Consider the following 25,415-nt stretch of genomic DNA (forward strand, 5'->3'; position numbering starts at 1 on the left):
TCCGCGCATTAGCGCGCCGTCAACGCCGTCTCTTCGCGGGGCGGCGTCGTTCATTTTCAGAACGAAAGAAACAGAAGGTCCCAGGCCCATGAAGGCGCTCATGAAGACCACCAAGATGGCGACTCCCGCCACGGTGGAAAAGAAGTGGCATCTGATCGATGCGGAAGGGCTGGTCGTCGGCCGCGTCGCCTCGATCATCGCCAACATCCTGCGCGGCAAGCACAAGCCGAGCTACACCCCGTTCATCGACTGCGGCGACAATGTCGTCGTGATCAACGCGGACAAGGTCCGCTTCACGGGCCGCAAGCTGACGCAGAAGGTCTATTATCGCCACACCGGCTATGCCGGCGGCATCAAGGAAGCCCGCGCGGACAAGATCCTCGGCGGCCGCTTCCCCGAGCGCGTCCTTGAGAAGGCCGTCGAGCGGATGATCCCGCGCGGTCCCCTCGGTCGCCAGCAGATGCGCAACCTGCGCATCTTCAAGGGCGGTGAGCACCCGCATGCCGCACAGAATCCCGAGGTTCTCGACATTGCTTCGCTGAACCGCAAGAACAAGGTGGGCGCATAATGTCCGATAACCGCCAGTCGCTTTCCGACCTCGCCGCGCTGACCGGCGCGGCCGCCGCTCCGGCTGCTCCGGCCGCTGCCGCAGGCACCGAGGCTCCCGCCGCCGAGACCGGCGAAGCCGCCGCTCCGGTCGTCGTCCAGTCGAACACCCCGCTTCGTGCGCAGGAACTCGACGCCTATGGCCGCGCTTATGCGACCGGCCGCCGCAAGGACGCCGTTGCCCGCGTTTGGCTGAAGCCGGGCACCGGCAAGGTCACCGTCAACGGTCGCGACCAGGAAGTCTATTTCGCTCGCCCGACGCTGCGTCTCGTCATCAACCAGCCTTTCTCGGTCGCCGGCCGCGAAGGTCAGTATGATGTCATCGCCACCGTCAAGGGCGGCGGCCTCTCCGGCCAGGCCGGTGCGGTCAAGCATGGCATCAGCCAGGCGCTCACCAAGTATGAGCCGGTCCTGCGCGCGCCCGTCAAGGCAGCCGGCTTCCTCACCCGCGACAGCCGCGCGGTCGAGCGTAAGAAGTACGGTAAGGCGAAGGCCCGCCGCAGCTTCCAGTTCTCGAAGCGCTGATCCGGTCTTTCCGGAACCGAATATGGGGGTCGCCGGCAACGGCGGCCCCTTTTTCGTTCAGCCCCTTCTCGTTCAGCCGAGCGCCCTTCTCAATCTGGGATCCGACCGAAGATGCCGGGCAAGATAGCGTGCGCCGGCCCGGGTGAGATGCGTTGTGTCCGCAGACAGCAGCCGGCCGTGCTCATCGGTGAAAGGCACCTTGGCGCCGATCATGATCGGCCGCATCAGGCTGACGAAATAGGCTGGCGGGACGAGCGCCTCCGAGCGAACATCGTTGAGCATGACCACCGGGTCGGGCGTGTTGAGCAACAATGACCGTCGCTCTTGCGGAACTGTCGCCAACCAATTGATGTTCGTCCCGAAACTCTTGGTCCCGACATAGAAAAGCTGCTTGCCGTGCAGTCGGGCCCAGCCGATACTCTGGGTCACGCACGCCTCGCCTTCGCGACGGCCAACACCATTGAACAGCAGCACATCGGCGCTGGCTACAAGCTTTCTGGCCCAGGCATCGCCATCGCGAAAGCTGCAGACGTCCAGGTCGTCTCGATAGACGATCTCGATCCGTTTCTCTCCCCAGCCCTCGCGCACGATATTCACGATGTCGCGACCAAAGCTGTTGCCGACGACCAGCAGCCGCACGGGTCGACCGCCGTCGAAACGCGCCTTGCGATAGCGGAACGCCTGCCGGTTATATTCGATATAGGTGTCGGCAATGATGCCCGGCTCGGGCGGAAAAATTCGCGTCGGATAGCCGCGTCCGACATGCAGAGCCACGCCGACGCCGAGCAGCAGGAGGCTCGTGCCGCCGAACGCCCACAGCAGCGTCCGCGTTGCCACCCTGTCCGCCGCACGAAAGGGCCGCTCGATCCAGCGCCAGCTTGCATAGGAGAGCAGGAGGATGCCCGGCATCATAGCCGAAAGCAGCGCCGGCGAGGGCGGCTCGCGCACTATCATCCGGGTGAAGGCGAAGACCGGCTGGTGCCACAGATAGGCGCTGTAGCTGATCAGGCCGAGCAGAGCGACCGGGCGCCACGCCAGCAGCCTGCCCGCGCCCCGGTGCGCGGAGGCCTCGCACAGGAAGAGCGCCGTGCCGGCCACCGCCAGGACCATCCACAGCAGTTGAAAAGCCATGTTGCGCGCCGCCCCAGCCATGGCTGCCGCGATCAGCATCAGGCCGAGAATGGCGGCGAGGTCGCTTCTGGCCGAGGACGGCACACGTCCACGCCAGGCGCAGAGCGATCCCGCCAGGATCTCCCAGAAGCGCAGCGGAGACAGATAGAAGGCAGCCACCGTAAAATGACGTGAGAGGACAAGGGCGAGCAGCAGGCTCGCCAGCGCGAGCGTGATCAGCCAGGCCAGTATCGCGCCGCGCCGCCGGACCAGCACGAACAGCCATGGCAGCAGCAGGTAGAACTGCTCCTCGACCCCGAGCGACCAGCTGTGGACGAGCGGCTTGAGCGTGATCGAGATATCCCAATAGCCCGTCGTCGCCGCGAGCAGAAGATTGTTCGAGAACAATGTCGTGGCGACCAGCGACTGGCCCAAATTCTCCAGCTGGTCGGGCAGCATGAGAAACCATCCCCCGATCGCGCAGAGCAGCATGACCAGATAGAGCATCGGCACGATCCGTCGGATGCGCCGTTCATAGAAATGGCGCAGCGACAGCGCGTCGCGGCGGCTCTCGTCGGTGAGCAGCGATGTGATCAGATAGCCGCTGATGACGAAGAAGACGTCGACGCCGAGAAAGCCCCCGGCAAAGGCTTTCTGCCCCGCGTGGAAGAACATCACCGGCAGGAGGGCGACCGCGCGAAGCCCGTCTATCTCACCGCGATGATCCAACATGCCCCCCGCTCAGGTCCGGCCGGGCCGAACTGCGGTTAGACGAATAGCGGTCGTGCCCGCCGAACGCCAATCTGCCATGGGATTCGTCAACAGTTGTTAAATCGATCAGTGTAAGAGCATTTCGTCATTTCCCCGATGACAAGCCCTGCACTATCGGGAGGCAGCACCGGGTGTTCGCGGTGCCGGTACGGAGTGAGTCGATGAAGCGGGTTGTGCTGTTCCTGATTGCGGCGTCTACAGCGACGGCCGCCTTCGCGCAGGGTGAGAGCCCGGTGTCCGCAATCGACGCCCCTCCCGCATCGGCCGAGAGCGCGGCGCCCCGCCAAATGAAAGGCCCGGTCCACATCCGCTTTCGCAAGGCGAGCGACATCAATCTCGTCGCTGGGTCCGACATGGCCGAGGTGCAGCGCGAGGTCGCCTATCACGCCGCGACGCGGACCGAGCACGCCGACTAAAGCGGTTTTCGATCCGATTGCATCAGGTTGAGCGCTCAATCTTGTTGAGCTGCGCGGCTTTCTGAACTGTCAGCCGATGTCACCTGGCAGATAAAGGCGCGACGCCGCTGCGGCGACGGTGCAGGCCCGGACGCTGCCCAGGCCCTGCCGTCTTCCGATCAGGACTTCGGCTTGCTGTAGGGCACGAAATTGCCTAGCCCGACCGTACCGCTCTGGAAACGCGTGCCGGGATCGAGCAGGCGTACGATATCCACATTGCACAGGTCGGGACTGCGCGTGTCGGTCACCAGCACATCGTTGCGATCGAGGAAATTGGCGCCGTTCACAGGCCGGTTGACGTACCAGGTGCGGCCCATCTTGTAGACGATCGCGGTCCGCTCGAAGATCTCGGTCGACTGGATCTGCCGCTGCGGGATGCAGGTGACGGGCTTGCCCGCCACGCGGCCCTCGAGGGTCTTCGCCAGCCTCGCCTCGGGTGAGGGCCGCGCCGCCTGCACGGGGAGGGCCGAAGCCATCAGCACGACGCCGATAAGACACAGTTTAGCGCGCATCGAAATACCTCCATGACTGCGGTCAATATGCGGTTCAGCAAATGAACCTTCAATGAGCAGACGCACCGGACGTGCTCTTTCCTTGCCCCTAGATGAACGGGGGAACCGGTCAGTAATTCGTCCGTTGGCGGTGGAAATGGAAGAAGGAGTACTGCCATGAACAGGTTCGCACTTATTGGCAGCGCCGCTTTGCTCTCGCTTGGCGTCGCTGCTGCCCCCGCCTCGGCACAGAGCGCCAACCACATCCTGCGCGGCGCCGGCATCGGCGCGGCGGGCGGCGTGATCGCCGGCGCGGTCATCCCCGGTCTTTCGGTCGGCGAAGGCGCGCTTGTCGGCGGTGCCGGCGGCGTGCTTTATAACACGCTGATAAACAAGGAGCGCCGGACCTATCGCAGCCGCAGCTACCGTTCGCCGCGCAGCAGCACGAGCCGGGCCTACAGCGCGGCTCCGGCGGCCCCCGCCTACCGGTCGTACCGCGCCAACTGACGCAAAGTCGGGCATGATGCCGCTTGCTGCTGCCGCATTTATCGCGGTTGCGGCGGCGGCCATTCCCCTCCGGCCGGCCGATGCGGCCCAGAAGTTGCCGCTGTCTGGCGAACTGCGGCTCGACATGGATGCGCCGATCATCACTCTCGCCGTCGGAGACGTACCCCTCAGGCTGCGCGTGTCGCTTAACCAGAAGCGGCTGATCGAGCTCAATCCCGACGCCGTTCGCCGCATCGAAGCAGACCCGCCGAGCCGCGGGTTCGCGTTCGAGAGCGGTTTCGATGCGCTGGTCGGCAGGGAAAGGCTGCGCGGGCTTCAGGCGGCCGCAAAGATTCGGATCAACGGCCGCAAGATGATCGTCACCCTCGCCTCGCATGGCCGGGAGTGCTGCAAAGACGTTGATGGTGAGATCGGCCTGGGCCTCCTGCCTTATGAAAGCATCGTGATGGAAAGAGGCAGCCGCCACAGCGACGCGACGCTGGTGACCGACTATACGCTGGACGACAATATGATCCATGGTCCCCAGGCGCGTCAGACAGTGGGCGCCGATGCGATCTTCGTTCAATTTTCGCTGGAGAAGGAACGGACGGTTGCCACCGGCTCGGCCGGCGCGATCCTCGCGCGCGCACATGGCGGTCGGCTCGACGATGCCGGCGAGATCGAGGCCGCATTCGGCATCAAGCGCCCCGCCTCGACCTTGCGGTTCGACAGTCCGGCCAATGTCGGGGGCTTCGTATATCAAGATATGATCGTACGAACCGCCGACTTCGGCGGCGGCGAAGAATATCCGCGCGACCCGGACAAGGCCGGCGACATCATGGTCAAGCGCCGCGTGCCACAGCAGGAAGCGTGGCCGGCCGTCCTGATTGGGCGCGACCGGCTCGACCGCTGCGACCGCGCGGAGATCGACCGCCGCACCAACCGCCTCAGCCTGCGCTGCGCGGCGAACTGACACGATGAAGAGCCGCCTGTCCCGCCTCGTCCTGGCGCTCTGCTGCCTCGCCAGCGCTTCGACGCCCGTGCTTGGCCGTGGAGACGATCTCAACGCCCGGGTCTTCGACCGCGCCTGGTCGATCGTCGCCGACCGCTATTGGGATCGTTCGATGGGCGGCAACGACTGGGACGCGATCCGGGACCGCTTCTACCCGCAGGCGCTGGCGGCTAAGGACGAGCAGCAGCTCTACGCCGTCGTAAACCGCATGCTCGACCAGCTCGAGGACAGCCATGTCTATGCGACCAGCCCCGGCCAGATCCGCTGGGAGAAGGAGCCGCCCGAGGAGCGCGACCTGCCCCCTGCGCGCGCGGCGGCCATGCTCGACGGCGGGATATTGCTGGTCACGCTCAACCAGTTCGACGGCGGCGACGACAAATGGCTGCGCGACCAGATCGAGCGTGCCCCGGCCCTGCGCGGCGTCATCCTCGACCTGCGCGACAATCTGGGCGGGCGGGACGACATTCTCGACAAGATCGCCGGCCTGTTCACCGACCGCAAGCAGCTGCTGATCCGGCTCAATGGCCGCCGCGAGATCGAGGAATATACGCGCGGCGCCGGTCCCCGCGCCTATCGCGGCCCGCTCGCCGTGATCGTCGGCCCCGACACCGCGAGCGCCGCCGAGATCCTGGCCTATTTTCTAGCCGAAAGCGGGCGCGCCGTCTCGATCGGGCAGAAGACGGCGGGCGCAGTCACGGGCGGGGTCGAGCATGGCCTCCCCGGCGGCGGCATGCTGACGGTCGCCGAATATGACATCCGCACCGCGAACGGCACCCGGCTGGAGGGGCGCGGCTTCACCCCGCGCCACATCGTCCCCGTCGACCGCAAGCCGGTCGACGCCGCGCTGAAGAAGGCCAAAGCCCTGCTGGCGGCGACCCCACCGCGCTGAGCCTGGCCCCCGCGCGGCGCAACGGGACTTGAACCGGCCGCACGCCCGTGCTTGTGCGGGCCATGGCCATCCGATCGCTGTTCGTCACCCGCATCTATGACGCCCTTGTCGAGGACGAGACCCTGCTCGCCGAGCTCGACCATTCCGTGCGCTCGTTCGCCGCCGAGGACCGCGCCGGCAAGGCCTGGTCGAAGGAGAAGGGCTATCGCGGCTATACCTCCTATGCCTCGCTCAACGATCTGCCCGCACGCGACCCGGCCTTCGCCGACCTCGCCAAGATATTGAACCGCCACGTCGCGCGCTTTGCCGAGGATCTGCACCTCGATCTCGGCCGCAAGCTCCGGCTCGACAGCCTGTGGGTCAACCTGATGAAGCCGGGCGGCACCCATTCGGGGCATATCCACCCGCACAGCACCATCTCCGGCACCTTCTACGTCGCCGTGCCCGAGGGCTCGGGCGGGCTGAAGTTCGAGGATCCGCGGCTGCCGCTGATGATGGCCGCCCCGCCCCGCCGCCCCGACGCGCCCGAGGAGGACCGCGCCTTCGTCTATGCCGAGCCGAAGCCGGGCATGATCCTGCTGTGGGAAAGCTGGCTGCGCCACGAGGTGCCCCCCAATGGCGCCAAGGGCGACCGGATCAGCATCAGCTTCAACTATAGCTGACGGCCCGCCGCCGATGTCCAGCGGACGCCACATCGTCTATTTCGGCTATCTCGGTGACGAGGCGAGCGAGGACGCCATCGTCGCTGAGCGGCTCGCCTATATGGACGGGCAGATGCGCTGGCTGGAACAGCTGGTGGCGCGCCTGGCCGATGGCGCCCGCGTGCTGGTCCCCTATGTCGCCCCCCGAAAATGGGACGAGGCGGTCCATGCGCGCATCGCCGCGCACGGCTTCGCGGTCGATCCGCTGTCGGTCGAGGCCGACCGGCACAACCGCTTCGAATATCCGGGCTTCCGCGCGCTCAAGGCGCTGGCCGAAACGCTGCCGCCCGACGAGCCGATCTTCTACTGCCACAGCAAGGGTATAGGCGACCTCTCCCAGACCAAGAACGGGCTGTTCCGCCTGCACAGCCATGTTGCCCTCGCCGCCGATCTCGACGCCTTCCTCCGCGATCCCGCGCTGACCCGCGCCGGCCTCTTTCCCTCACGCTATGGCTGGTGCTGGTATAATCTCTTCTGGATCAAGGCGGGCCATATGGCCCGGCTGACGGTCGAGGAGCGTGAGGACCGCTACGCCTTCGAGGAACTGATCGGCGACCGCAGCGAGACGCAGGCCTTTCGCGGCGTCCTGCCCCTGATCGATCGGCTGCCGGCCGAAGTGACGGCGATCGAGCCGACGCGCTGGTACCGCCCACCGGAAACGGTGAGCCCCGCCCTGCTCGCGCTCTACCGCGACTATGCCGCGATCGACGCACCGCCCGCCTCTCTTTGAAGGGCGCCACCCGGTCGATACCCTCGACAGTCTCGCCCTTTTCGGCTTCGCTGCGCGCTGACGGAACAGCGCAGCGGGGGCGCCCTGATGGATTTCGATCGACGGACGATGCTCGGCGGCGGGCTGGCCCTGTCGCTGGCGGGCTGCACCCACCACCGGCCGCGCGGCGAAGGCAGAGCAACAAGCGAGGCGCTGGCCGCGATCGAGCGCCGCGCGGGCGGACGGCTGGGCGCCTATATCCTCGATCCGACCACGGGGCGCGGCACCGGCTGGCGCGCCGACGACTATTTCGCGCAGTGCAGCGCGTTCAAGCTGTCGCTCGCCGCGATGATCCTGGCGGGCGCCGAGCGCGGGCTGATCGATCTGAACGAGACGCTACACTGGACCGAAGCCGACCTCCTCTCCCACAGCCCCGTCACCCGCCCCGCCACGAAGACGGGCCTGACCGTCGAGGCACTGGCGCGCGGCACGCTCGTCACCAGCGACAATCCCGCCGCCAACATCCTGCTCCGCCGCTTCGGCGGTCCCGAGGCGCTGACCCGCTTCTGGCGCTCGATCGGCGACAGGATGAGCCGCCTCGACCGCACCGAACCCGCGCTCAACGACGTGCCCCCCGGCAGCCGACTCGACAGCACCACCCCGCGCGCGATGGCGCAGACGGCGGCGACCCTGCTGCTCGGCCCCGCACTCAGCCCCGCCAGCCGCGAGACGCTGAAAAGCTGGATGCGCGAAAGCGCCACCGGCCTGGACCGCCTCCGCGCCGGCTTCCCCGCCGGATGGGACGCCGGCGACAAGACCGGCACATGGACCAGCCCCGAGCGGCGCATCTATGTCGACGTGGCGTTCGGGGGACCGGCGGGCGCGGTGCCGCTGATCGTCGCCGCCTATCATGAGACGCGGGCGCCCTTCGCGGGGGAGAGTGGTGCGTCTGCGGGGGTGTTGGCGGAGGTTGGGCGATTGGCTGCGCGAACTGTCGATCGAAGATGACCGGCAGCGAGCGTCTCAGTTCCCGTCGGCGTCGACCATGAACACCACCGGCCGGCCGCGCGATTCCGGCTCCCAACCGGCCGACAGAGCGGCGCGCACGCAGCGCGAGATGGTGGCGTCGTCGAGCTGGAGGCGACCGCGCGGCAGCCCTTTCAAAAGCCGCTTGGGCGGCGGAAATTCGACCAGCGCCTCGCGCCTGGCGTCCTGCTGGAGCAGCGAGATCGTCATCCCCCGCCAGCCTTCGTCGTCCGACAGACCGGGTTCGCGCTGGAGCCGCCAGTCATAGGACAGGCCATCGACGACCACGGTACCGGCATTGTTTCGGGAGTTCGACATGGCGGCGGCCCTAGCATGGCAAGCGCGCCCAAGCACAGATGCCTGTTCATGCCATAGCCGCAGGCCGATGCCCGCACCGGCCGACCGCGCCGCCCGTCCCGCTGCGGCATGGGCGTGAAGACAGGGACGCCGTCGCAGGATATGGACCCGGCATGGCCCGGCTGCTCCTGTTCAACAAACCCTTTGGGGTCCTGTCGCAATTCACCGATCGCGGATCGCCGACGACGCGATCGACCTTGTCCGACTTCATCACGGTAAAGGGCGTCTATCCCGCCGGGCGGCTCGACCGCGACAGCGAGGGGCTGCTGCTGCTCTGCGACGACGGGCGGCTGCAGGCGCGCATCGCCGATCCGCGCTTCAAGATGCCGAAGACCTATCTCGTCCAGGTCGAAGGCGATCCGCAGGAGCCCGATCTGGAGCCCCTGCGGCGCGGCGTCCGCCTCAACGACGGCATGACCCTGCCGGCCGAGGTCGCCCGCATCGACGCGCCGGACCTGTGGCTGCGCGATCCGCCGATACGCCAGCGCAAGCTGATCCCCGACAGCTGGCTGAAGATCACCATCCGCGAAGGGCGCAACCGGCAGGTGCGCCGGATGACGGCGGCGGTCGGCCTGCCCACGCTGCGGCTGGTGCGCTGGTCGATCGGCGACTGGACCGTCGCGGGGATCGCGCCGGGCGCGTTCAAGGAGGTCTCTGCTCTGGGCGAGGCCGGCAGCGGCGGCTATGGCCGGTGACAGCCTGGGTGCCGACGGCACATGGAATGACAGGCTTCGCGCAGAAGGGTTTTGACGCTTTCCGATGAATTATCGCCATTCCTTCCATGCCGGCAACAGCGCCGATGTCGTGAAGCACAGCCTGTTGATCGCACTTGTCCGCGCCTTGCAGCTCAAGGATGGCGGGCTGACCCTGATCGACACCCATGCCGGCTGCGGGATCTATGACCTCGAGGGCGATCAAGCCCAGCGCACCGGTGAGGCGATGCAGGGCGTGGTGCGCGCCTTTGCCGATGCGAACCCCTTGCTCGACGATTATCGCGCCGCCGTACAGGCGGTGAACGACGGGGCCGAGCCGCGCCTCTACCCCGGCTCACCGCGCATCCTGGCGCAGCTGCTGCGCCCGCAGGACCTGCTGATCCTCAACGAAAAGCACCCCGAGGACGCCTATGCCCTGCGCGGCGCGATGCGCGGCACCGCCGCCGCCGTGCATGAGCGCGACGCCTATGAGCTGTGGCTGGCGATGGTCCCGACCCGCACCAGCCGCGGCGTGGTGGTGGTCGATCCGCCCTATGAACAGACCGACGAACGCGCCCGCATCACCACCACCCTCGCCGCCGCCCACCGCAAATGGGCGCATGGCGTGACGGTGATCTGGTACCCGCTGAAGGACCATGAGACGCACTTCCAGTGGAAGAAGCAGCTGCGCCGGCTCGGCATCCCCAAGGTCATGAACGTGGAGCATTGGCTCTACGACAGCGTCCAGCCCGGCCTCTACAACGGCGCCGGCCTGTTCATCGTCAACCCGCCCTACGCCTTCACCCAGGCCCTCCCGCCGCTGCTGGAAGCGCTGCGCGCCACGCTGGCGCCGGAGGGGCATAGGGGGGAGATGACGGCGGAGTGGTTGGGCGGGTGAGATGGGGTTGGATTGGCGCGTTGGCCGGCAGGAGGGATTAGCGCGGTCCTGCCTTAGACGAGGCCGGCCGGCACTCATCTCAATATTACCACCAGCGGCGAGGCAGATTGCAGACTGACGAATATTGCTCCAATAAAAATCAATGTTGCCAAATTTTCGTTTTATATACTTGATTGACCCAATCTGATTTCCTTACCATATGGGGGGCATGGAACGCCCAGCCCCCGCAAAGCAGCACTTCAACAGCCTCATCCAGATGATGAAGGCGATTCCCGACGAGCAAGCCGCCGTCGAGCACTTCGCTGCAATCCGCTGGAAGCATGGCGCGTTCTGCCCGCATTGCGGCTCGACCAAGGTTTACAGATTTTCCGACCGTCGCACCCACAAGTGCGGCGATTGCCGTAAGCGGTTCTCAATCAAGGTCGGCACAATCTTTGAGGATAGTAAGATCGGCTTGCGCGAATGGATGCTCGCCGTTTGGCTTGTGACCAGCCACAATGAGGGCATCGCCAGCACCCAGCTCGCCAAGGATATCGGCGTCACCCAAAAAACCGCTTGGTCTATGCTGCACCGGATGCGCTATGCCGCGCAAACGAAGTCCTTCAATCGCCCGCTGGAAGGCGAGGTTGAGGCCGATGAGACGTTCATCGGCGGCAAGAAAAAGAAGAAGCATAGCAAGCGCACGGGCGGCAAGCAGGGTGGCAAGGGCAAAGCCATTATCATGGGCATCCTTGAGCGGGGCGGCGAACTTGTCACCGGCACGTTGCCCAACCTGCGCGCGAAGAACGTCCAAGGCGCGATCAACAGCGTTGTCGCGCCGGGTGCCAGCGTGATGACGGATGAGCATGTCAGTTTCGACGGGCTTTCAGGCCGCTACACGCATCATCGCGTCAACCACAGTGCGAGCGAGTATGTCCGGCATTTCTGCCTGCGTAGCAACGGTATTGAGAGTGTTTTGGCGCTGTTCAAGCGGCAGGTGATCGGGACCCACCATTGGCTCTCCCCAAAGCACTTGAGCCGCTATCTCTGCGAGATGACGTGGCGTTTTAATCGGCGTGAGGCCGAGGAAGGCGATCGGGTCAATGCGCTGCTGGATCAGGTCTCCGGTCGCCTCACCTACAAGGAACTGATCGCATGACAGACAATCGCAAACTGGATGGCCCGGTGAAGTTTGATTTCGACTTTGATGAGGCCATGCAGCGTGTTGCGCAAACCAATCCCCGCGAAGTCACGGAATTAGTCGAAAACGCGGCTGAAGTGGACAGCATCGACGCATTGATCGATCGATTCGAGGCAGCCGGAGAAGACGTCGAAGGCGGGGATAAAGTCTGGTTTGCCAGAGATTTGGCGACGCTTCTTGGCTACGGGAAATGGGACAACTTTCTCGCCGTCATCACCAAGGCCAAGGCGGCTTGCGAGCAATCCGGCCATAACGCTGCCGACCATTTTGCCGACGTCGGCAAAATGGTCACGGTTGGAAGCGGGGCCGGGCGTGAGATCGCCGATATCCGCTTGGATCGCTATGCGTGCTATCTCGTCGCGCAAAACGGTGATGGCCGGAAACGCCCTGTCGCATTCGCCCAGACCTATTTCGCCATCCAAACCCGCCGCCAGGAACTCACCGACCGAGACGGTATAGATTTCGGCAAGCTGTCAGAAAACCACCAGCGGCTATATCTGCGTGAGCAGGTCGTATCAGAGATCAAGAAACTCAACGGGGCGGCGAAAGCCGCTGGTGTCGAAACCGGGAAGGATTTCGCGAAATTCCACAACAAGGGCTATCAGGGGTTATATGGTGGCCGTGGGGTCGATGAGATAAAGCGATATAAGAACCTTCCAGCGAAGGCGAACGTCCTTGATCACATGGGGAGCACCGAACTTGCTGCGAACCTCTTTCGCATCACGCAAACCGAGGAAAAACTTCGCAGGGAAGACATCCGAGGCAAGGAAGCTGCATGCACTGCTCACTATGAGGTCGGCGTAAAGGTCCGCCAGACCATTGAGCAGCTTAGCGGCATCATGCCTGAAAACCTGCCCGTGGCAGAGAATGTGAAGAAGATTGCAGCACAGGAACGCAAGCAGCAGCGAATGCGAGCGATCCCTGCACAGACACGTATCGAGCAGCCACTGGCTGCCCCCAAGGCCGCTGATCCGGTTGAAATCGACCTCAGCAAAGACCTCTGGAAATATGCGCTACTCATCATGTCGGTCAGGCCGAATGGGGAAATCACCACCAGCGATTTGATTGATGCGATGCCGGGTTATGTAAAGCTGTCAGACGACCATATGGCGACGAATGAAAGCCGAAAGGACTCCAAATTTTCGCAGATTGTCCGCAACCTCAAGTCACACAAGGCGAGCAAGTCGAACTTCATCTACCAAGGGTATGCCGAGGACGTGCGGGGAGGATTCAAGATTACCGACAAGGGCATGGAGTTCGTATGGAGCTACTTCAAAGAGTAGATCAAATTCCGCCTTGGGTCACGAATGTATATAGCTCCCAAAAATTTGGCATTGCTCGGTGATCCGCTTGAACGAGGTCTAAGGTATATGGATAACTTGGATCACTTCGTAGGCATTGAATTCCATCGCTTCAAAGCCTTTCGTAGTTTCAGCATTGCGATCCGAAAGCTCAATATACTCGTTGGGCCAAACAACGCCGGAAAGTCGACCGTTCTAGCTTCTTTTAGAATTCTGGCTGCTGCCCTACGTCGCGCAAACTTGCGCAAGCCTGAAATCGTGCAAGGTCCATCAGGCGGAGTGCTCGGACACAAGATCAACCTAGCCGCTTTGTCGGTAGCCGAAGAAAATATCTTCTTCGACTACGAGCGTGACGAACCTGCTTGGGTACGGTTCAAGCTTTCAAACGGCAACACATTAACATTGTATTTTCCTGAGCCACAGGTCTGTTATCTTATCCCAGATGCTCAGGGTCGCAGCTACGGGTCACCTGCCAGCTTCAAAAAGCTGTTTCGATGCCCCATCGGCTTTGTGCCGATCCTCGCGCCGGTTGACCACCGAGAGTTTCTTTACGAGCCGGAGGCCGCCAAACGGGCGCTCTCTAATTACGGGGCAGCTCGAAATTTCCGAAATATCTGGCACCACTTCCCTGACGCGTTTGGTGAATTCCGAGAGCTATTGAAGCGGACTTGGCCTGGCATGGACGTCACCCCACCCGAGTTGGATTACTCCCATGAGCGCACGGTTCTACATATGTGGTGCCCGGAGGGACGGATACCTAGAGAGATTTTCTGGGCAGGCTTTGGCTTTCAGGTCTGGTGCCAGATGCTGACATACTTGCTCCATGCAAAGAATGTGTCCCTATTCCTGATCGACGAGCCAGACATCTACCTCCACGCAGACCTGCAGCGGCAGTTGCTTGGCATTCTTCGCAAGCTTGGTCCTGATATTCTCGTGGCAACGCACTCCACAGAGATTCTTACCGAAGCCGATGCAGATGAGGTTGTTCTCGTCGATAAGGGAAGAACGCGCGCAAAACGCTTAAAAAATACTATGCAGCTTGAATCTGTCTTCCGCAGCTTGGGTTCAGCGATCAATCCAATTCTGACGCAGCTAGCTAAAACCCGAAAGGTCGTCTTTGTGGAGGGCACTGATTTTCATCTGCTAGGCCGCTTCGCACGCCGGATGGAACGGCAGCGACTAGCCAATCGATCGGACTTCGCTGTCGTTCCCCTAGAGGGATTCAATCCAGACCGCATCCGCACATTACGCCGTGGTATCGAGGCAACACTTGGCGTTGACGTATCAGCGGCTGCCATTCTCGATCGCGACTACCGGCCAGCGGAAGAACGCGCTTCAGTCATCGACCTCTGTGGGAATTTCTGCAAGTTCGCGACGGTCCACGAATGCAAAGAGCTTGAGAATTTTGTACTCGTCCCTGAGGCGATCGACCGGGCTGTTCGCGCAAAGCTCGCAGACCGCAAACGCCGAGGACTCCAAGTTACCGACTATAGGAATGAAGCAGCTGAATTACTCGATGCATTCGCCAAGGAGAAATTCGAGTACGTGGTTGACCAACATTTGCGCTCGCGAAAGAGTTATGAGCGGAACAGCGGTCGGAAAGTCGACGAGAGCGAGCTAGCGAAATCTGTCAGAGCGGAGCTTGTCGAACTTTGGAGGGATCCGGCTACACGGCTCCGCCTGATACCTGGCAAAGATGCACTGACATATGTGAATAACTGTATTCAAGATCGCTACGGTGTAAACGTAACAGCTAGCGCAGTAATAGAAGCCATGCATATTGCGGAAATACCAGAAGAGATGGTGATACTGATCAATAATCTTGAGAAATTTGCGCTCGACGTGTGATAGGGGTGTACAGCGCAATAGCCCACGCTTGCCCCATACAAAGGGGCGGTTGAGCGATTTGGTCAGCCGTATTGAGTGATTACCGGGACTTCTGGGTGTTCATGCAAGAATAAAACCAAACCAAACTCCCGCTCGGCGAATCGTTAGTCATCCCTCACCCCACACTCACCACCCGCCGCAGCTTCAACACTGCCTTCCCCTTATACTCCGCATTGCCGAACGCGCGGAAACCCAGCTTCTCGGCCACGCGCAGCGACGCGGCGTTGTGCGGGTCGATGATGCAGACGATCCGCTCGGGTGCGAAGGCGGTTTCCATCCAGCGAAGCATCGCGGTGGCGGCTTCGGTGGCGTAGCCGCGGCCGTGGACGTCGCTCGCCATCATCCAGGCCATTTCGGGGAAGGGGTCGAAATCGGGGCCGAGGCCACGGTGGAAATCGGCGATGCCGACCTCGCCCACCACCTGGCCCGTGCTCTTCTCCTCGACCAGCAGCAGGCCATAGCCGAGCAGCGCCCAATGGCCGACGAAGCGCAGCATGCGGTGCCAGCTTTCCTCCGCCGTCAGCGGGTTCTGGAAGATCATCCGCACCGCCGCCGGGTCGCTCGTCAGGAAGCAGCAGGCCTCATAATCGTCGAGCCGGTGGGGGCGCAGGATCAGGCGCGGGGTTTCGAGGCGCGGGCCGAGATTCACTCCACCTCCTCGCCCGGGTCGACGCCCCAGATATGGTCGGTCTGGATATAGCCCTTCTTGCCGGCGACATCGAACAGGCACCAGCCATCCTCGCACTGGCTGATCTGGCCGACCACGCCCGGCTCGGCGCGCCAGGCGATGCGCGCGCCGGCGTCGGGGTCGGCGTGCATCTCGGCCGGGGTGTCGCCGGTGACGATCGCGGTGCGCTTGGCGCTCAGCAGCGTCGCCAGCATCCAGCCCTCGGTGCCGTCCTGCTCCTTGATCCGGCGCCAATTGCCATAGACCTTGATCACCTGCACCGGCAGGTCGCGGCGGCGATAGCGCCAGGTGGCGGGATAGGTGCGCTCCGGCCCCGTGCGCAGCAGCGCGTTGCCGGTGGCGATCGAGGCCCAATAGGGCGTCTTGCGCTCCTGCGCCTCCGCGCCGCCCGCGACGACCATGCCCGCCAGCAACAACCAGTGCAGCCTTTTCACCTGTTCCCCCTTTTGTCCGAGCGCCCTTAGTATAGCCCCGCCGACAGGGTTCAAGCGCCGTGACGCGCTTGCGCTCGCCAGCCTGCGGGACTAGCGACGGAGCATGGCGGACCGTCCTCACAATCCCAAGCTGATCGTCACCCGGCGCCTGCCCGCGCAGGTCGAGGCGCGGATGCGCGAATTGTTCGACGTCGAGCTGAACGAGAGCGACCGCCCTATGACGCAGGCCGAACTGGCCGCCGCCGCCGCGCGCTGCGACGTGCTGGTGCCGACGATCACCGACGCGATCGATGCGGAGGTGATCGCGGCCGGCAACGGCCGGCTGGGCCTGATCGCCAATTTCGGCAATGGCGTCGATCATATCGACCTGAAGGCGGCGCGCGCGGCGCGGGTGATCGTCACCAACACGCCGGGCGTGCTGACCGCCGATACCGCCGACATGACGATGGCGCTGATCCTGTCGGTGCCGCGCCGGCTGGCCGAGGGCGAGAAGCTGGTCCGCTCGGGCAATTGGACGGGGTGGAGCCCCGCCGCGATGCTGGGCCACCGGATCGACGGCAAGACGCTGGGCATCGTCGGCATGGGCCGGATCGGCCGCGCGGTGGCGCGCCGGGCCCGCGCCTTCGACCTGTCGATCGTCTACCACAACCGGCACCGCCTGCCCGAAGCGGTCGAGGAGGAGCTGGACGCGCGGTTCGAGCCCGATCTGGACCGGCTGCTACAGGACAGCGACATCGTCTCGATCCACTGCCCGCACACGCCCGAGACCGAGAATCTGATCGACGCGCGGCGGATCGGGCTGCTCGCGCGCCATGTGTATCTGATCAACACCGCGCGCGGATCGATCGTCGACGAGGCGGCCTTGATCGACCGGTTGGAGCGCGGCGAGATTGCGGGCGCGGGCCTGGACGTGTTCACGCACGAGCCGGCCGTGGATCCCCGGCTGCTCGCGCTCGATAATGTGGTGCTGCTGCCGCATATGGGCTCGGCCACCTATGAGGGGCGGATGGAGACGGGCGAGCGCGTGATCGCGAATATCCGCCACTGGGCCGACGGCCATCGCCCACGCGATCAGGTGTTCGAGGGCTGGATTTAGATTGTCCCAAGATGAACGGCGGCTTCACACCCCGTTCAGTCAGGTTTTTCTAGAAGATTCGGACAGGACGACGAGGGAACCCGCAGACGGGAGCCGCGTTTTTCCGACACGAGTTTTCGAGGAAGGGACCTAGTCATGAAGATGGTCAAGATCATTGCTGCGGCGACCGCGCTGTCGGTTGCCGGTGCCGGCGCCCCCGCTTTCGCGCAGAGCGCCGAACATATTCTCCGCGGTGCCGGTATCGGCGCTGCCGGCGGCGTCGTCGCCGGTGCGGTGATCCCGGGCCTATCGGTCGGCGAAGGTGCGCTGATCGGTGGCGCCGGCGGTGCGCTGCTCAACACGCTCAACAAGGAGCGCCGCTATTATCGCGATAGCTATGGCCGGAAATATTACATCGATAAGAACGGCCGCCGCCGCTACAAGTAAGTCAGCTTAAGGGCGCAAGCCCGAGTACAGGGCCGTCCCGGCGTATCAGGGGCGGCCCTTTTTCTTTGCCCGCGCCGCGCGACTCTATGCAGCTCAGCTCTTGATCTTCCAGCCGCGATCGAGCGCGACGTAATTGGCCCAGCCCAGCACCAGGTTCAGCACCAGCAGCGCGATCGCCCCGACGAGCACCGGCGAGTCCGAGCGTTCGAGGAAGCCATAGCGGAACCCCGAAATCACGTAGAAGAACGGGTTGGCGTGGCTGATCGTCTGGAAGGTCGGGTGCAGCACCTCGACCGAATAGAAGGTGCCCGACAGCAGCGACAGCGGCCCCACCACGAAATTCTGGACGGCGGCCGCATGATCGAACTTGTCCGCCCAGATCGAGGTCAGAACGCCGACCAGGCTGAGCAATATCGCGCCCATCAGGCCGAACCAGATCACCGCCGGCAGATGGCGCGGCATCACCTCGACCCCCGGCCAGAAGGCCATCGCGACCCACAAAGCCAGACCGACGAGGATCGCGCGGGTGACCGAAGCGCCGATCAGCGCGACCAGCGTTTCGGCGGTCGACAGCGGCGGCATCAGATAATCGATGATCGTCCCCTGCATCTTGCCGACCAGCAGCGAGAAGCTCGAATTGGCGAAGGCCGCGTTCATCATCCCCATGACGATCAGGCCGGGGGCGACGAAAGTGGCGAAGGGATAGCCCATCACCATCCGGTCCTTGCCGCCCAGCGCGAGGGTGAAGATCAGCAGATAGAGCAGCGTCGTGAAGGCGGGGGCCCAGATAGTCTGAAGCTGGACCTTGAAGAAACGCTTCACCTCCTTCACATAGAGGGCAAGCATTCCCCCCCAGTTGACGAACGGGATCACCGGCTCGCCGGGCGGGGGCATCATGATGTTTTTGGGCTGGTCGCTCATGGGCAATTCGCCTATCGGCTCACCGCCCCGCCCGCAAGAGCCGGAGACGTCCGGCAGCGGGGGCAGACGAGGTAAAGAGATGTCCTGGACGGAAGAACGGATCGATCAACTCAAGCGCCTCTGGGGTCAGGGGATGACCGCCAGCCAGATCGCCGAGGAGCTTGGCGGCGTGAGCCGCAACGCGGTGATCGGCAAGGCACACCGCCTGGGCCTCGAAGCGCGCCCGTCCCCGGTCAAGGGTGGCGGCGGCGACTCCGCCGCAGCGTCCGAGAAGTCTTCGGCGGCGCCTGCCGCGGAGAAACCGGCCCCCGCGCCCAAGGCCGCACCCGCCGCACCGGCGGTCGCTGCAGAACCGGCTCCCGCGCCGAAGCCCGCGCCCGCACCCGCCCCGGTGGCTGCCGCACCTGCAGCCCCGGCCGCTGCCGCGCCGACTCCGGCCCCGATGCCGCTCGTCCGCTCGATCGGCCCCGGCGGTTTCCAGCGCCAGGCGCCCGGCGAACAGAGCGCGCCGATCCCGCCCGCCCCGCCCCGCCGCCTGGTTCCGGCCAAGCCGTCGGCCGAGATCGCCGGCAAGACGAGCCTGCTCGAACTCAACGACCGCGTCTGCAAATGGCCGATCGGCCATCCGGGCGAGCCCGACTTCCATTTCTGCGGCGATCCGATCAATCCCGGCTTCCCCTATTGCCTCGATCATTGCTCGATCGCCTATCAGGCGCAGCTGCCGCGCCGCGACCGCCGTCCGCCGCCGCCGCTGCCCTTCGGCGGTCCGCGCGTCCGCTGATCCCATGCGCGTGAAGCATGCGGCGCTGATGCTGGCCCTGTCGGCCGGCCTCGCCGCATGCGCCACGACGAAATCGCCTTCATCTCCGCCGGCTGAAGCAGGCGCCTGCAATGCAGATGCCGCCCAGTCCCTGGTCGGCAAGCCCGCTTCGTCAGCAGAAGAGGCGCGCGCTGCGTCGGGCGCCAGGGCGATGCGGGTCGTCCGCCCCGGCCAGGCGGTGACGATGGAGTATCGCCCCGACCGGCTGAACGTCGAACTCGACGCATCCGACATCATCGTCAGGATCAGCTGCGGCTGAGCCGATTGCGGGCGCCCATTGCAGTCAGTCGACAGCGTCACGCCCCTTCCCTTCGCACCCTCGTCGGCCCTATAGTCGCAGCCGATGTCAGACGACCTTTTCGCTTCGGCGCCTTCCACCAGTTCCGGCAACTACGACGCGTCGGCGATCGAGGTTCTGGAGGGGCTTGAGCCCGTCCGGCGCCGGCCCGGCATGTATATCGGCGGCACCGACGAGCGCGCCTATCATCACCTCGCGGCCGAAGTGCTCGACAATGCGATGGACGAGGCGGTCGCCGGCCATGCCAGCCGGATCGAAATGTCGCTGCAGCCCGGCAATCGCCTGACCGTCATCGACAACGGGCGCGGCATTCCCGTCGACCCGCACCCGAAATTCCCGGGCAAGTCGGCGCTGGAGGTGATCCTCTCGACGCTCCACTCGGGCGGCAAGTTCAGCGACAAGGCCTATGCCACCAGCGGCGGCCTCCACGGCGTCGGCGTCTCCGTCGTCAACGCCCTGTCGACCGAAACGATCGTCGAGGTCGCCCGCAACAAGGAGTTGTACCGCCAGCGCTTCTCGCGTGGCGAAACGCTCGGCCCGATCGAAAAGCTCGGCGCGGCCCCCAACCGGCGCGGAACCAGCGTCACCTTCACCCCCGATCCCGAGATTTTCGGCCCCGGTGCGCATTTCCGCCCCGCCCGGCTGATGCGCCTGGCCCGCTCCAAGGCCTATCTGTTCGCCGGGGTCGAGATACGCTGGAAATGCGACCCCTCGCTGATCGGCGACGACACGCCGTCGGAAGCGGTCTTCCAGTTCCCCGGCGGCCTGTCGGACCATCTGCGCGACCAGATCGGCGACCGCGAATGCGCTACCGCACAGTTCTTCGCCGGCAAGCAGAGCTTCCCCGACAGCCAGGGATCGGTCGAATGGGCGGTCGCCTGGCCGCTCTGGTCGGAAGGCTCGTACAGCTATTATTGCAACACCATCCCGACGCCCGATGGCGGCACCCATGAAAATGGCCTGCGCGCCGCACTGGTAAAAGGGATCCGCGCCTTTGCCGATCTGGTCGGCAACAAGAAGGCCAAGGACATTACCGCCGACGACATCGTCACCGGGTCCGAACAGATGTTGTCGGTGTTCATCCGCGACCCGCAGTTCCAGAGCCAGACCAAGGACCGGCTGACCTCGCCCGACGCCGCCCGCCTCGTCGAAAACGCTGTGCGCGACCATTTCGACCATTTCCTCGCCGACAATATGGAGCGCGGCAAGGCGCTGCTCGCTTTCGTCCTCGACCGGATGGACGACCGTCTGCGCCGCAAGGCCGAGCGTGAGGTCAAGCGCAAGACCGCGACCGCCGGCCGCAAGCTGCGCCTGCCGGGCAAGCTCACCGACTGCGCCAATGACGCGCCCGAGGGAACCGAGATCTTCATCGTCGAGGGCGACAGCGCCGGCGGCTCGGCCAAGCAGGCGCGCGACCGCAAGACACAGGCGATCCTGCCGATCCGCGGCAAGATCCTCAACGTCGCTTCGGCGAACAGCGCCAAGATTGGCGCCAATCAGGAGATTGCCGATCTCGGCCAGGCGCTCGGCTGCGGCACGCGCGAACGGTGCAATGTCGACCTGCTGCGTTACGAACGCGTGGTGATCATGACCGACGCCGACGTCGACGGCGCCCATATCGCGACGCTGTTGATGACCTATTTCTTCCAGGAAATGCCCGACCTCGTGCGTGCGGGGCATCTCTACCTTGCCCAGCCGCCGCTCTATCGCCTGACCGCCGGCGCGAAGAGCGTCTATGCCCGCGACGACGAGCATCGCCGCGAGATCGAGGCGAAGGAGTTCAAGGGCAAGAAGGTCGAGGTCTCGCGCTTCAAGGGCCTGGGCGAGATGAACCCGCAGCAGCTGCGCGAAACGACGATGGACCCGAAGACCCGCACATTGCTGCGCGTCACCTTGCCCCAGGAATATGAGGAGCGCGCCGGAATCCGCGACCTCGTCGACCGACTGATGGGCAAGAACCCCGAGCACCGCTTCGCCTTCATCCAGGCGAACGCCGCCAGCGTCGACGAAGAGGTGATCGACGCCTGAGCGTCAGGGACGCGGCATCAGGGACGCGGCATCAACGCCTCGTCGCGCAGGCCGCGCCAGATGCGGATCGCCTGAACCGTCTCGGGCACATCATGCACCCGCAGCAGCTGAACCCCGGCCTGTGCCCCGTGCAGTGCCAGCGCGATCGATCCGCCGAGGCGCTGGTCGGTCGGCGCCTCGTTCGACAGCGCGCCGATGATCCGCTTGCGGCTCGCCCCCAGCAATATCGGGCAGCCGAGACCGTGGAACAGCGCAAGGCCGTTGAGCAGCTGGAGATTGTGCCGCAGCGCCTTGCCGAAGCCGATGCCGGGATCGACGACGATGCGGTCGCGCGCGATCCCAGCCGCCTCGGCAAAGGCGATGCGTTCGGCGAGCCAGTCATAGACCTCGATCAACGCATCCTCATAAGCGGGGCGCTGCTGCATCGTCGCGGGGTCGCCCTGATGGTGCATCAGGATGACGGGGCAATCGCGGCCGGCGAGCAACGCAACCGAGTCCGGGTCATGACAGAGCGCCGACACATCGTTGACGATCGCCGCCCCTGCCTCGAGCGCCGCCGCCATCACGCCCGCCTTGCGCGTGTCGATCGATACGAGGATGCCCTGCCCGGCCAGCGCGCGGACGACCGGCTCGATCCGGGCGATCTCCTCTCGCTCCGCCACGGTTTCGGCACCGGGTCGCGTCGACTCCCCGCCGACATCGACGATCGCAGCACCGGCGGCAACCATCGCCGCCGCCGAGGCCGCGGCGGCCGTCGGATCGTTCAGATGCCGCCCGCCATCGGAGAAGCTGTCGGGGGTCATGTTGAGTATGGCCATGACCTGCGGCTGATCGAGCGGAACGGTGCCGCCGGCCAGCTGCAATGCGGGGCGCGGCGCCATGATATGGGCGATCGTCCGGTCCGCCGCGTCCGCCTGCTCGCCTGACAAGCTTGCGAGAAAGGCGTCTGTTTCGGCCAGGGGCACCCAGCGAACATCCGCCCTAGCCCCGCCATCGACGACGATCACCTCATAGCCGGTGAACCATTGCAGCCCTCCCGCCAGACGGGCCACGCCGCCCTCATGACCAAAGGGCGAGGCGATGAACCCGCCCGGCTGAAAATAGAGGCGGGCGTAGCGGGAGATGCTCTTGGTCGTCATAGCCTCTCGCTACCGCCGGTGCCGCCGGCTGACCAGCGCGATCAAGGGGAAGGCGAAGGCGGCAACAGCGCTTCCGAGAACGACCGGCCCGTGCCGCGCCCTTAGTCGCTCAGCTGGGCGAGATGCTTCTGGCGCAGGCTGTCGATCGGCTGCAGCCCTTCGGGCGTCTCGATGTGCCAGAAGCTCCAGCCGTTGCAGGATGGGGCGTCCTGAAGCAGGGCACCGAGGCGGTGAATCGAGCCGGTGGCGCCGCAGCTGCTCGCCAGCACGCCATCGGCGCGGACCTGTGCCGTCCAGCGGCGACGGGAATCGCTCAGGACCGAGCCGGGCGGGATCAGGCCGCTTTCGACCAGAAGGCCGAATGCTACACGGGGAGCCGCCTTCTTTTCGGGGATCGACAGCATGGCGCTTTCATCGAGCGGCAGCGTGGCGGCGATCCGCTGGTTGGCGACCTTGATATATTTGTCCTCGCGCTCGATGCCGATCCAGCGGCGGCCGAGGCGGCGCGCCACGGCGCCGGTCGTGCCGGTGCCGAAGAAGGGATCGAGCACCAGATCGCCCGGTTCGGTGCAGGCGAGCATGACGCGGTAGAGCAGCGATTCCGGCTTCTGCGTCGGGTGGGCCTTGGCGCCGTCGTCGCCCTTCAGCCGCTCGCCGCCCGAGCAGATCGGCAGGGTCCAGTCCGACCGCATCTGGATGTCGTCGTTGAGCGCCTTCATCGTGCGGTAGTTGAAGGTGTATTTCGCCTTCTCCGCCTTGGAGCACCAGATCAGCGTCTCATGCGCGTTGGTGAAGCGGGTGCCCTTGAAATTGGGCATCGGATTAGCCTTGCGCCAGATGATGTCGTTGAGGATCCAGAAGCCCTGGTCCTGCAACGCGGTGCCGACGCGGAAGATGTTGTGATAGCTGCCGATCACCCAGATCGTGCCGTCATCCTTCAGGATCCGATGCGCCTCGCGCAGCCATTCGCGGGTAAAGCGGTCATAGGTCGCGAAGGTGTCGAACTTGTCCCAGTCGTCATTGACCGCGTCGACCTGGCTGCCGTCAGGCCGGTGGAGATCGCCGCCCAGCTGGAGATTATAGGGTGGATCGGCGAAGATCATGTCGACGCAGCGATCGGGCAGAGCGCGCATAGTCTCGATGCAATCGCCCTTCAAAATCTCGTTGAGAGGCAGGCGCGCAGGGGCCTCGACGGCGCGACGCGCACGGCGCGTGGCCGGAATTTTCTCGAGAACACCCATCGAATTGACCCCCTTTTGCTGTCGCCGCGCACGGTGATTCATCGGGACTCTTCGGTCAAGAACAATAGTTTGACAGACGAATCGCAGATTCGACTCGAGCGAACGGAACGAAAGGAGTCCGTCACTTCATATTGAGTCCGAACAGGGGACCGGGACTCAATCCCTTGTGGTGTGGCCTGCGGGACTCACCCCGTCGCCATTCGTCGATTTTTTTCGGAACGGCTGCTCCGTATCGCAGTTTAACGGTCATGCTGTGGTCAAAGTGGCGATTTCCTCCGGCTCTGGCTGTGACAGCGGTCGCCGCCGTGCTGGGCGGCACCCTGGCAGGGCTGGCGACGGTCGACGGGCTCACGCAGCGAACTTACGGTCCTGTCGGCGACGTATCCCTCTTCTCCCGCGCCGAAGCCTCGACCATCGACGACAGGGTTCCAAGCGACGCCCGATCTCCCTCCGACTGTTTCGACTGCTCCGAGCGGGACCGTGGTTATCGCTGGGCGGTCCTCGCATCGGTCCGCTATCCGGATCAGTGCCCCGCCGACAGTTGGGGATTCCGGCGTGGCTGCCTCGACTTCATCGGCGGGATCTGAGGATCAAGCTGCGCTTTCGACCCGGAACATCGAAAACTGCGCGATGGGAGCGAAGCTGCGGCGATGATGGGGCGTCGGGCCCATACGATCCAGCGCTGCCATGTGCGCGGCCGTGCCATAGCCCTTGTTGCTCGCCCAGTCATAGCCGGGATGCGCCTGGTCGAGCTCTACCATCAGCCGGTCACGCTCTTCCTTGGCGATGATCGAGGCGGCCGCGATCGACAGACAGCGGGCATCGCCCCCGACCACCGCCAACGAAGGACGCGACCATTTCGGGCAGCGATTTCCGTCGACCAGCACCATCGCCGGCTCGACGCTGAGCGCGGCAACCGCGCGCTCCATCGCCAGCATCGACGCCCACAATATGTTCAGGCTGTCGATTTCTTCGACGGTCGCGATGCCGACGCCGACCTGCGCGACCTTTCGCAGTTCCAGGCATAGGGCCGCCCGCGCGCCGGCCTTGAGCTTCTTGGAGTCGTCGATGCCCGTCGGCACCCGCTCGCGATCGAGGATTACCGCCGCCGCAACCACCGGGCCAGCCAGCGGCCCCCGGCCCGCCTCGTCGACGCCGGCCAGCGGCAAGGGATGGGGCAGTTCGAGCGAAAAACAGGGTCCGGCCATGGCCCGTGCATAGCGCGCCA

At 64.7% G+C, this 25,415-nt stretch carries 29 protein-coding genes; 20 read left to right on the forward strand and 9 right to left on the reverse strand.

Annotated features, from left to right (window positions below):
* The first annotated feature begins 88 nt into the window (after window positions 1–88).
* Together rplM and rpsI are read left to right on the forward strand one after the other, a co-directional pair.
* Entirely contained in the window at window positions 89–568 is a 480-nt protein-coding gene (rplM, locus tag G6P88_RS04135; protein WP_165321968.1) for a 50S ribosomal protein L13, read from the forward strand.
* The gene (gene rpsI / locus G6P88_RS04140; RefSeq protein ID WP_165321969.1) at window positions 568–1,131 is read left to right on the forward strand and encodes a 30S ribosomal protein S9; all 564 of its coding nucleotides are present in this window, start codon (window positions 568–570) and stop codon (window positions 1,129–1,131) included. The genes rplM and rpsI overlap by 1 nt, the downstream gene beginning before the upstream one ends.
* Window positions 1,132–1,203: 72 nt before the next feature.
* On the opposite strand, the gene G6P88_RS04145 is transcribed toward rpsI, so the two are convergent.
* Window positions 1,204–2,973: an acyltransferase family protein gene (locus tag G6P88_RS04145; RefSeq protein WP_165321970.1), complete on the reverse strand. Its 1,770-nt coding sequence runs from the start codon at window positions 2,971–2,973 to the stop codon at window positions 1,204–1,206.
* A gap of 200 nt (window positions 2,974–3,173) precedes the next feature.
* Between G6P88_RS04145 and G6P88_RS04150 the strand changes: the two genes are divergently transcribed.
* Window positions 3,174–3,428: a hypothetical protein gene (locus G6P88_RS04150; protein WP_165321971.1), complete on the forward strand. Its 255-nt coding sequence runs from the start codon at window positions 3,174–3,176 to the stop codon at window positions 3,426–3,428.
* Window positions 3,429–3,586: 158 nt separating this feature from the next.
* On the opposite strand, the gene G6P88_RS04155 is transcribed toward G6P88_RS04150, so the two are convergent.
* The gene (locus G6P88_RS04155; protein ID WP_165321972.1) at window positions 3,587–3,979 is read right to left on the reverse strand and encodes a hypothetical protein; all 393 of its coding nucleotides are present in this window, start codon (window positions 3,977–3,979) and stop codon (window positions 3,587–3,589) included.
* Between the two features lie 156 nt (window positions 3,980–4,135).
* Here G6P88_RS04155 and G6P88_RS04160 point away from each other — a divergent pair, with 156 nt between their 5' ends.
* From G6P88_RS04160 to bla, 6 genes are all read left to right on the forward strand, one after another.
* The gene (locus tag G6P88_RS04160) at window positions 4,136–4,465 is read left to right on the forward strand and encodes a hypothetical protein (RefSeq protein ID WP_165321973.1); all 330 of its coding nucleotides are present in this window, start codon (window positions 4,136–4,138) and stop codon (window positions 4,463–4,465) included.
* A 13-nt stretch (window positions 4,466–4,478) separates the two neighbouring features.
* Window positions 4,479–5,417: a hypothetical protein gene (locus G6P88_RS04165; RefSeq protein ID WP_165321974.1), complete on the forward strand. Its 939-nt coding sequence runs from the start codon at window positions 4,479–4,481 to the stop codon at window positions 5,415–5,417.
* A gap of 4 nt (window positions 5,418–5,421) precedes the next feature.
* A complete protein-coding gene (locus G6P88_RS04170; RefSeq protein WP_165321975.1) occupies window positions 5,422–6,345 on the forward strand; it encodes a S41 family peptidase in 924 nt (307 codons plus the stop codon).
* Between the two features lie 62 nt (window positions 6,346–6,407).
* Entirely contained in the window at window positions 6,408–7,007 is a 600-nt protein-coding gene (locus G6P88_RS04175; protein WP_165321976.1) for a TIGR02466 family protein, read from the forward strand.
* Window positions 7,008–7,020: 13 nt separating this feature from the next.
* The gene (locus G6P88_RS04180) at window positions 7,021–7,776 is read left to right on the forward strand and encodes a hypothetical protein (RefSeq protein WP_165321977.1); all 756 of its coding nucleotides are present in this window, start codon (window positions 7,021–7,023) and stop codon (window positions 7,774–7,776) included.
* Between the two features lie 87 nt (window positions 7,777–7,863).
* Window positions 7,864–8,763 carry a class A beta-lactamase gene (gene bla, locus G6P88_RS04185; RefSeq protein WP_165321978.1) on the forward strand — a complete coding sequence of 300 codons (900 nt, stop codon included), beginning with the start codon at window positions 7,864–7,866 and terminating at the stop codon, window positions 8,761–8,763.
* 15 nt (window positions 8,764–8,778) lie between these two features.
* Here the strand turns inward: bla and G6P88_RS04190 are convergent, their stop codons facing one another.
* A complete protein-coding gene (locus G6P88_RS04190; protein WP_165321979.1) occupies window positions 8,779–9,099 on the reverse strand; it encodes a hypothetical protein in 321 nt (106 codons plus the stop codon).
* 152 nt (window positions 9,100–9,251) lie between these two features.
* Here G6P88_RS04190 and G6P88_RS04195 point away from each other — a divergent pair, with 152 nt between their 5' ends.
* The 5 genes from G6P88_RS04195 to G6P88_RS04215 all read left to right on the forward strand — a co-directional run bounded on the left by G6P88_RS04195 (window position 9,252) and on the right by G6P88_RS04215 (window position 15,057).
* Complete coding sequence (locus tag G6P88_RS04195; RefSeq protein WP_165321980.1) at window positions 9,252–9,833, forward strand: pseudouridine synthase; 582 nt, start codon at window positions 9,252–9,254, stop codon at window positions 9,831–9,833.
* Between the two features lie 64 nt (window positions 9,834–9,897).
* Window positions 9,898–10,728, forward strand: coding sequence for a 23S rRNA (adenine(2030)-N(6))-methyltransferase RlmJ (locus G6P88_RS04200; RefSeq protein WP_165321981.1), 831 nt, complete (start codon window positions 9,898–9,900; stop codon window positions 10,726–10,728).
* A gap of 208 nt (window positions 10,729–10,936) precedes the next feature.
* Window positions 10,937–11,866, forward strand: coding sequence for an IS1595 family transposase (locus G6P88_RS04205; protein ID WP_165321982.1), 930 nt, complete (start codon window positions 10,937–10,939; stop codon window positions 11,864–11,866).
* Window positions 11,863–13,191, forward strand: coding sequence for a DNA damage-inducible protein D (gene dinD, locus G6P88_RS04210; protein WP_206335854.1), 1,329 nt, complete (start codon window positions 11,863–11,865; stop codon window positions 13,189–13,191). Before G6P88_RS04205 ends, dinD begins: the two co-directional genes overlap by 4 nt.
* A 96-nt stretch (window positions 13,192–13,287) precedes the next feature.
* Entirely contained in the window at window positions 13,288–15,057 is a 1,770-nt protein-coding gene (locus G6P88_RS04215) for an ATP-dependent nuclease (RefSeq protein ID WP_206335855.1), read from the forward strand.
* A 154-nt stretch (window positions 15,058–15,211) separates the two neighbouring features.
* Here G6P88_RS04215 and G6P88_RS04220 read toward each other — a convergent pair whose 3' ends face one another.
* Window positions 15,212–15,745 (reverse strand): GNAT family N-acetyltransferase, encoded by a 534-nt coding sequence (locus G6P88_RS04220; RefSeq protein WP_165321984.1) that lies wholly within the window; start codon window positions 15,743–15,745, stop codon window positions 15,212–15,214.
* Window positions 15,742–16,185 (reverse strand): SH3 domain-containing protein, encoded by a 444-nt coding sequence (locus G6P88_RS04225; RefSeq protein WP_165324889.1) that lies wholly within the window; start codon window positions 16,183–16,185, stop codon window positions 15,742–15,744. The genes G6P88_RS04220 and G6P88_RS04225 overlap by 4 nt, the downstream gene beginning before the upstream one ends.
* Window positions 16,186–16,321: 136 nt before the next feature.
* Here G6P88_RS04225 and G6P88_RS04230 point away from each other — a divergent pair, with 136 nt between their 5' ends.
* The gene (locus tag G6P88_RS04230; RefSeq protein ID WP_165321985.1) at window positions 16,322–17,314 is read left to right on the forward strand and encodes a 2-hydroxyacid dehydrogenase; all 993 of its coding nucleotides are present in this window, start codon (window positions 16,322–16,324) and stop codon (window positions 17,312–17,314) included.
* Window positions 17,315–17,449: 135 nt separating this feature from the next.
* Window positions 17,450–17,740: a hypothetical protein gene (locus G6P88_RS04235; protein ID WP_165321986.1), complete on the forward strand. Its 291-nt coding sequence runs from the start codon at window positions 17,450–17,452 to the stop codon at window positions 17,738–17,740.
* A 93-nt stretch (window positions 17,741–17,833) separates the two neighbouring features.
* Here the strand turns inward: G6P88_RS04235 and G6P88_RS04240 are convergent, their stop codons facing one another.
* Complete coding sequence (locus G6P88_RS04240) at window positions 17,834–18,661, reverse strand: ABC transporter permease (protein WP_165321987.1); 828 nt, start codon at window positions 18,659–18,661, stop codon at window positions 17,834–17,836.
* Between the two features lie 79 nt (window positions 18,662–18,740).
* Between G6P88_RS04240 and G6P88_RS04245 the strand changes: the two genes are divergently transcribed.
* From G6P88_RS04245 to parE, 3 genes are all read left to right on the forward strand, one after another.
* Entirely contained in the window at window positions 18,741–19,442 is a 702-nt protein-coding gene (locus tag G6P88_RS04245; RefSeq protein ID WP_165321988.1) for a GcrA family cell cycle regulator, read from the forward strand.
* A gap of 10 nt (window positions 19,443–19,452) precedes the next feature.
* Complete coding sequence (locus G6P88_RS04250) at window positions 19,453–19,740, forward strand: I78 family peptidase inhibitor (RefSeq protein WP_425594469.1); 288 nt, start codon at window positions 19,453–19,455, stop codon at window positions 19,738–19,740.
* A gap of 84 nt (window positions 19,741–19,824) precedes the next feature.
* The gene (parE, locus tag G6P88_RS04255) at window positions 19,825–21,807 is read left to right on the forward strand and encodes a DNA topoisomerase IV subunit B (protein ID WP_165321990.1); all 1,983 of its coding nucleotides are present in this window, start codon (window positions 19,825–19,827) and stop codon (window positions 21,805–21,807) included.
* Between the two features lie 17 nt (window positions 21,808–21,824).
* Here parE and folP read toward each other — a convergent pair whose 3' ends face one another.
* Window positions 21,825–22,946 carry a dihydropteroate synthase gene (gene folP, locus G6P88_RS04260; protein ID WP_165321991.1) on the reverse strand — a complete coding sequence of 374 codons (1,122 nt, stop codon included), beginning with the start codon at window positions 22,944–22,946 and terminating at the stop codon, window positions 21,825–21,827.
* Window positions 22,947–23,047: 101 nt separating this feature from the next.
* A complete protein-coding gene (locus G6P88_RS04265) occupies window positions 23,048–24,187 on the reverse strand; it encodes a site-specific DNA-methyltransferase (RefSeq protein WP_165321992.1) in 1,140 nt (379 codons plus the stop codon).
* Between the two features lie 287 nt (window positions 24,188–24,474).
* Between G6P88_RS04265 and G6P88_RS04270 the strand changes: the two genes are divergently transcribed.
* Window positions 24,475–24,774, forward strand: a complete 300-nt coding sequence (locus tag G6P88_RS04270) for a hypothetical protein (protein ID WP_165321993.1) — start codon at window positions 24,475–24,477, stop codon at window positions 24,772–24,774.
* 3 nt (window positions 24,775–24,777) lie between these two features.
* Here the strand turns inward: G6P88_RS04270 and G6P88_RS04275 are convergent, their stop codons facing one another.
* Entirely contained in the window at window positions 24,778–25,395 is a 618-nt protein-coding gene (locus G6P88_RS04275) for a ribonuclease HII (RefSeq protein WP_165324890.1), read from the reverse strand.
* Window positions 25,396–25,415: the final 20 nt, after the last annotated feature.

It is taken from the genome of Rhizorhabdus phycosphaerae, from assembly GCF_011044255.1.
GTDB lineage: Bacteria > Pseudomonadota > Alphaproteobacteria > Sphingomonadales > Sphingomonadaceae > Rhizorhabdus > Rhizorhabdus phycosphaerae.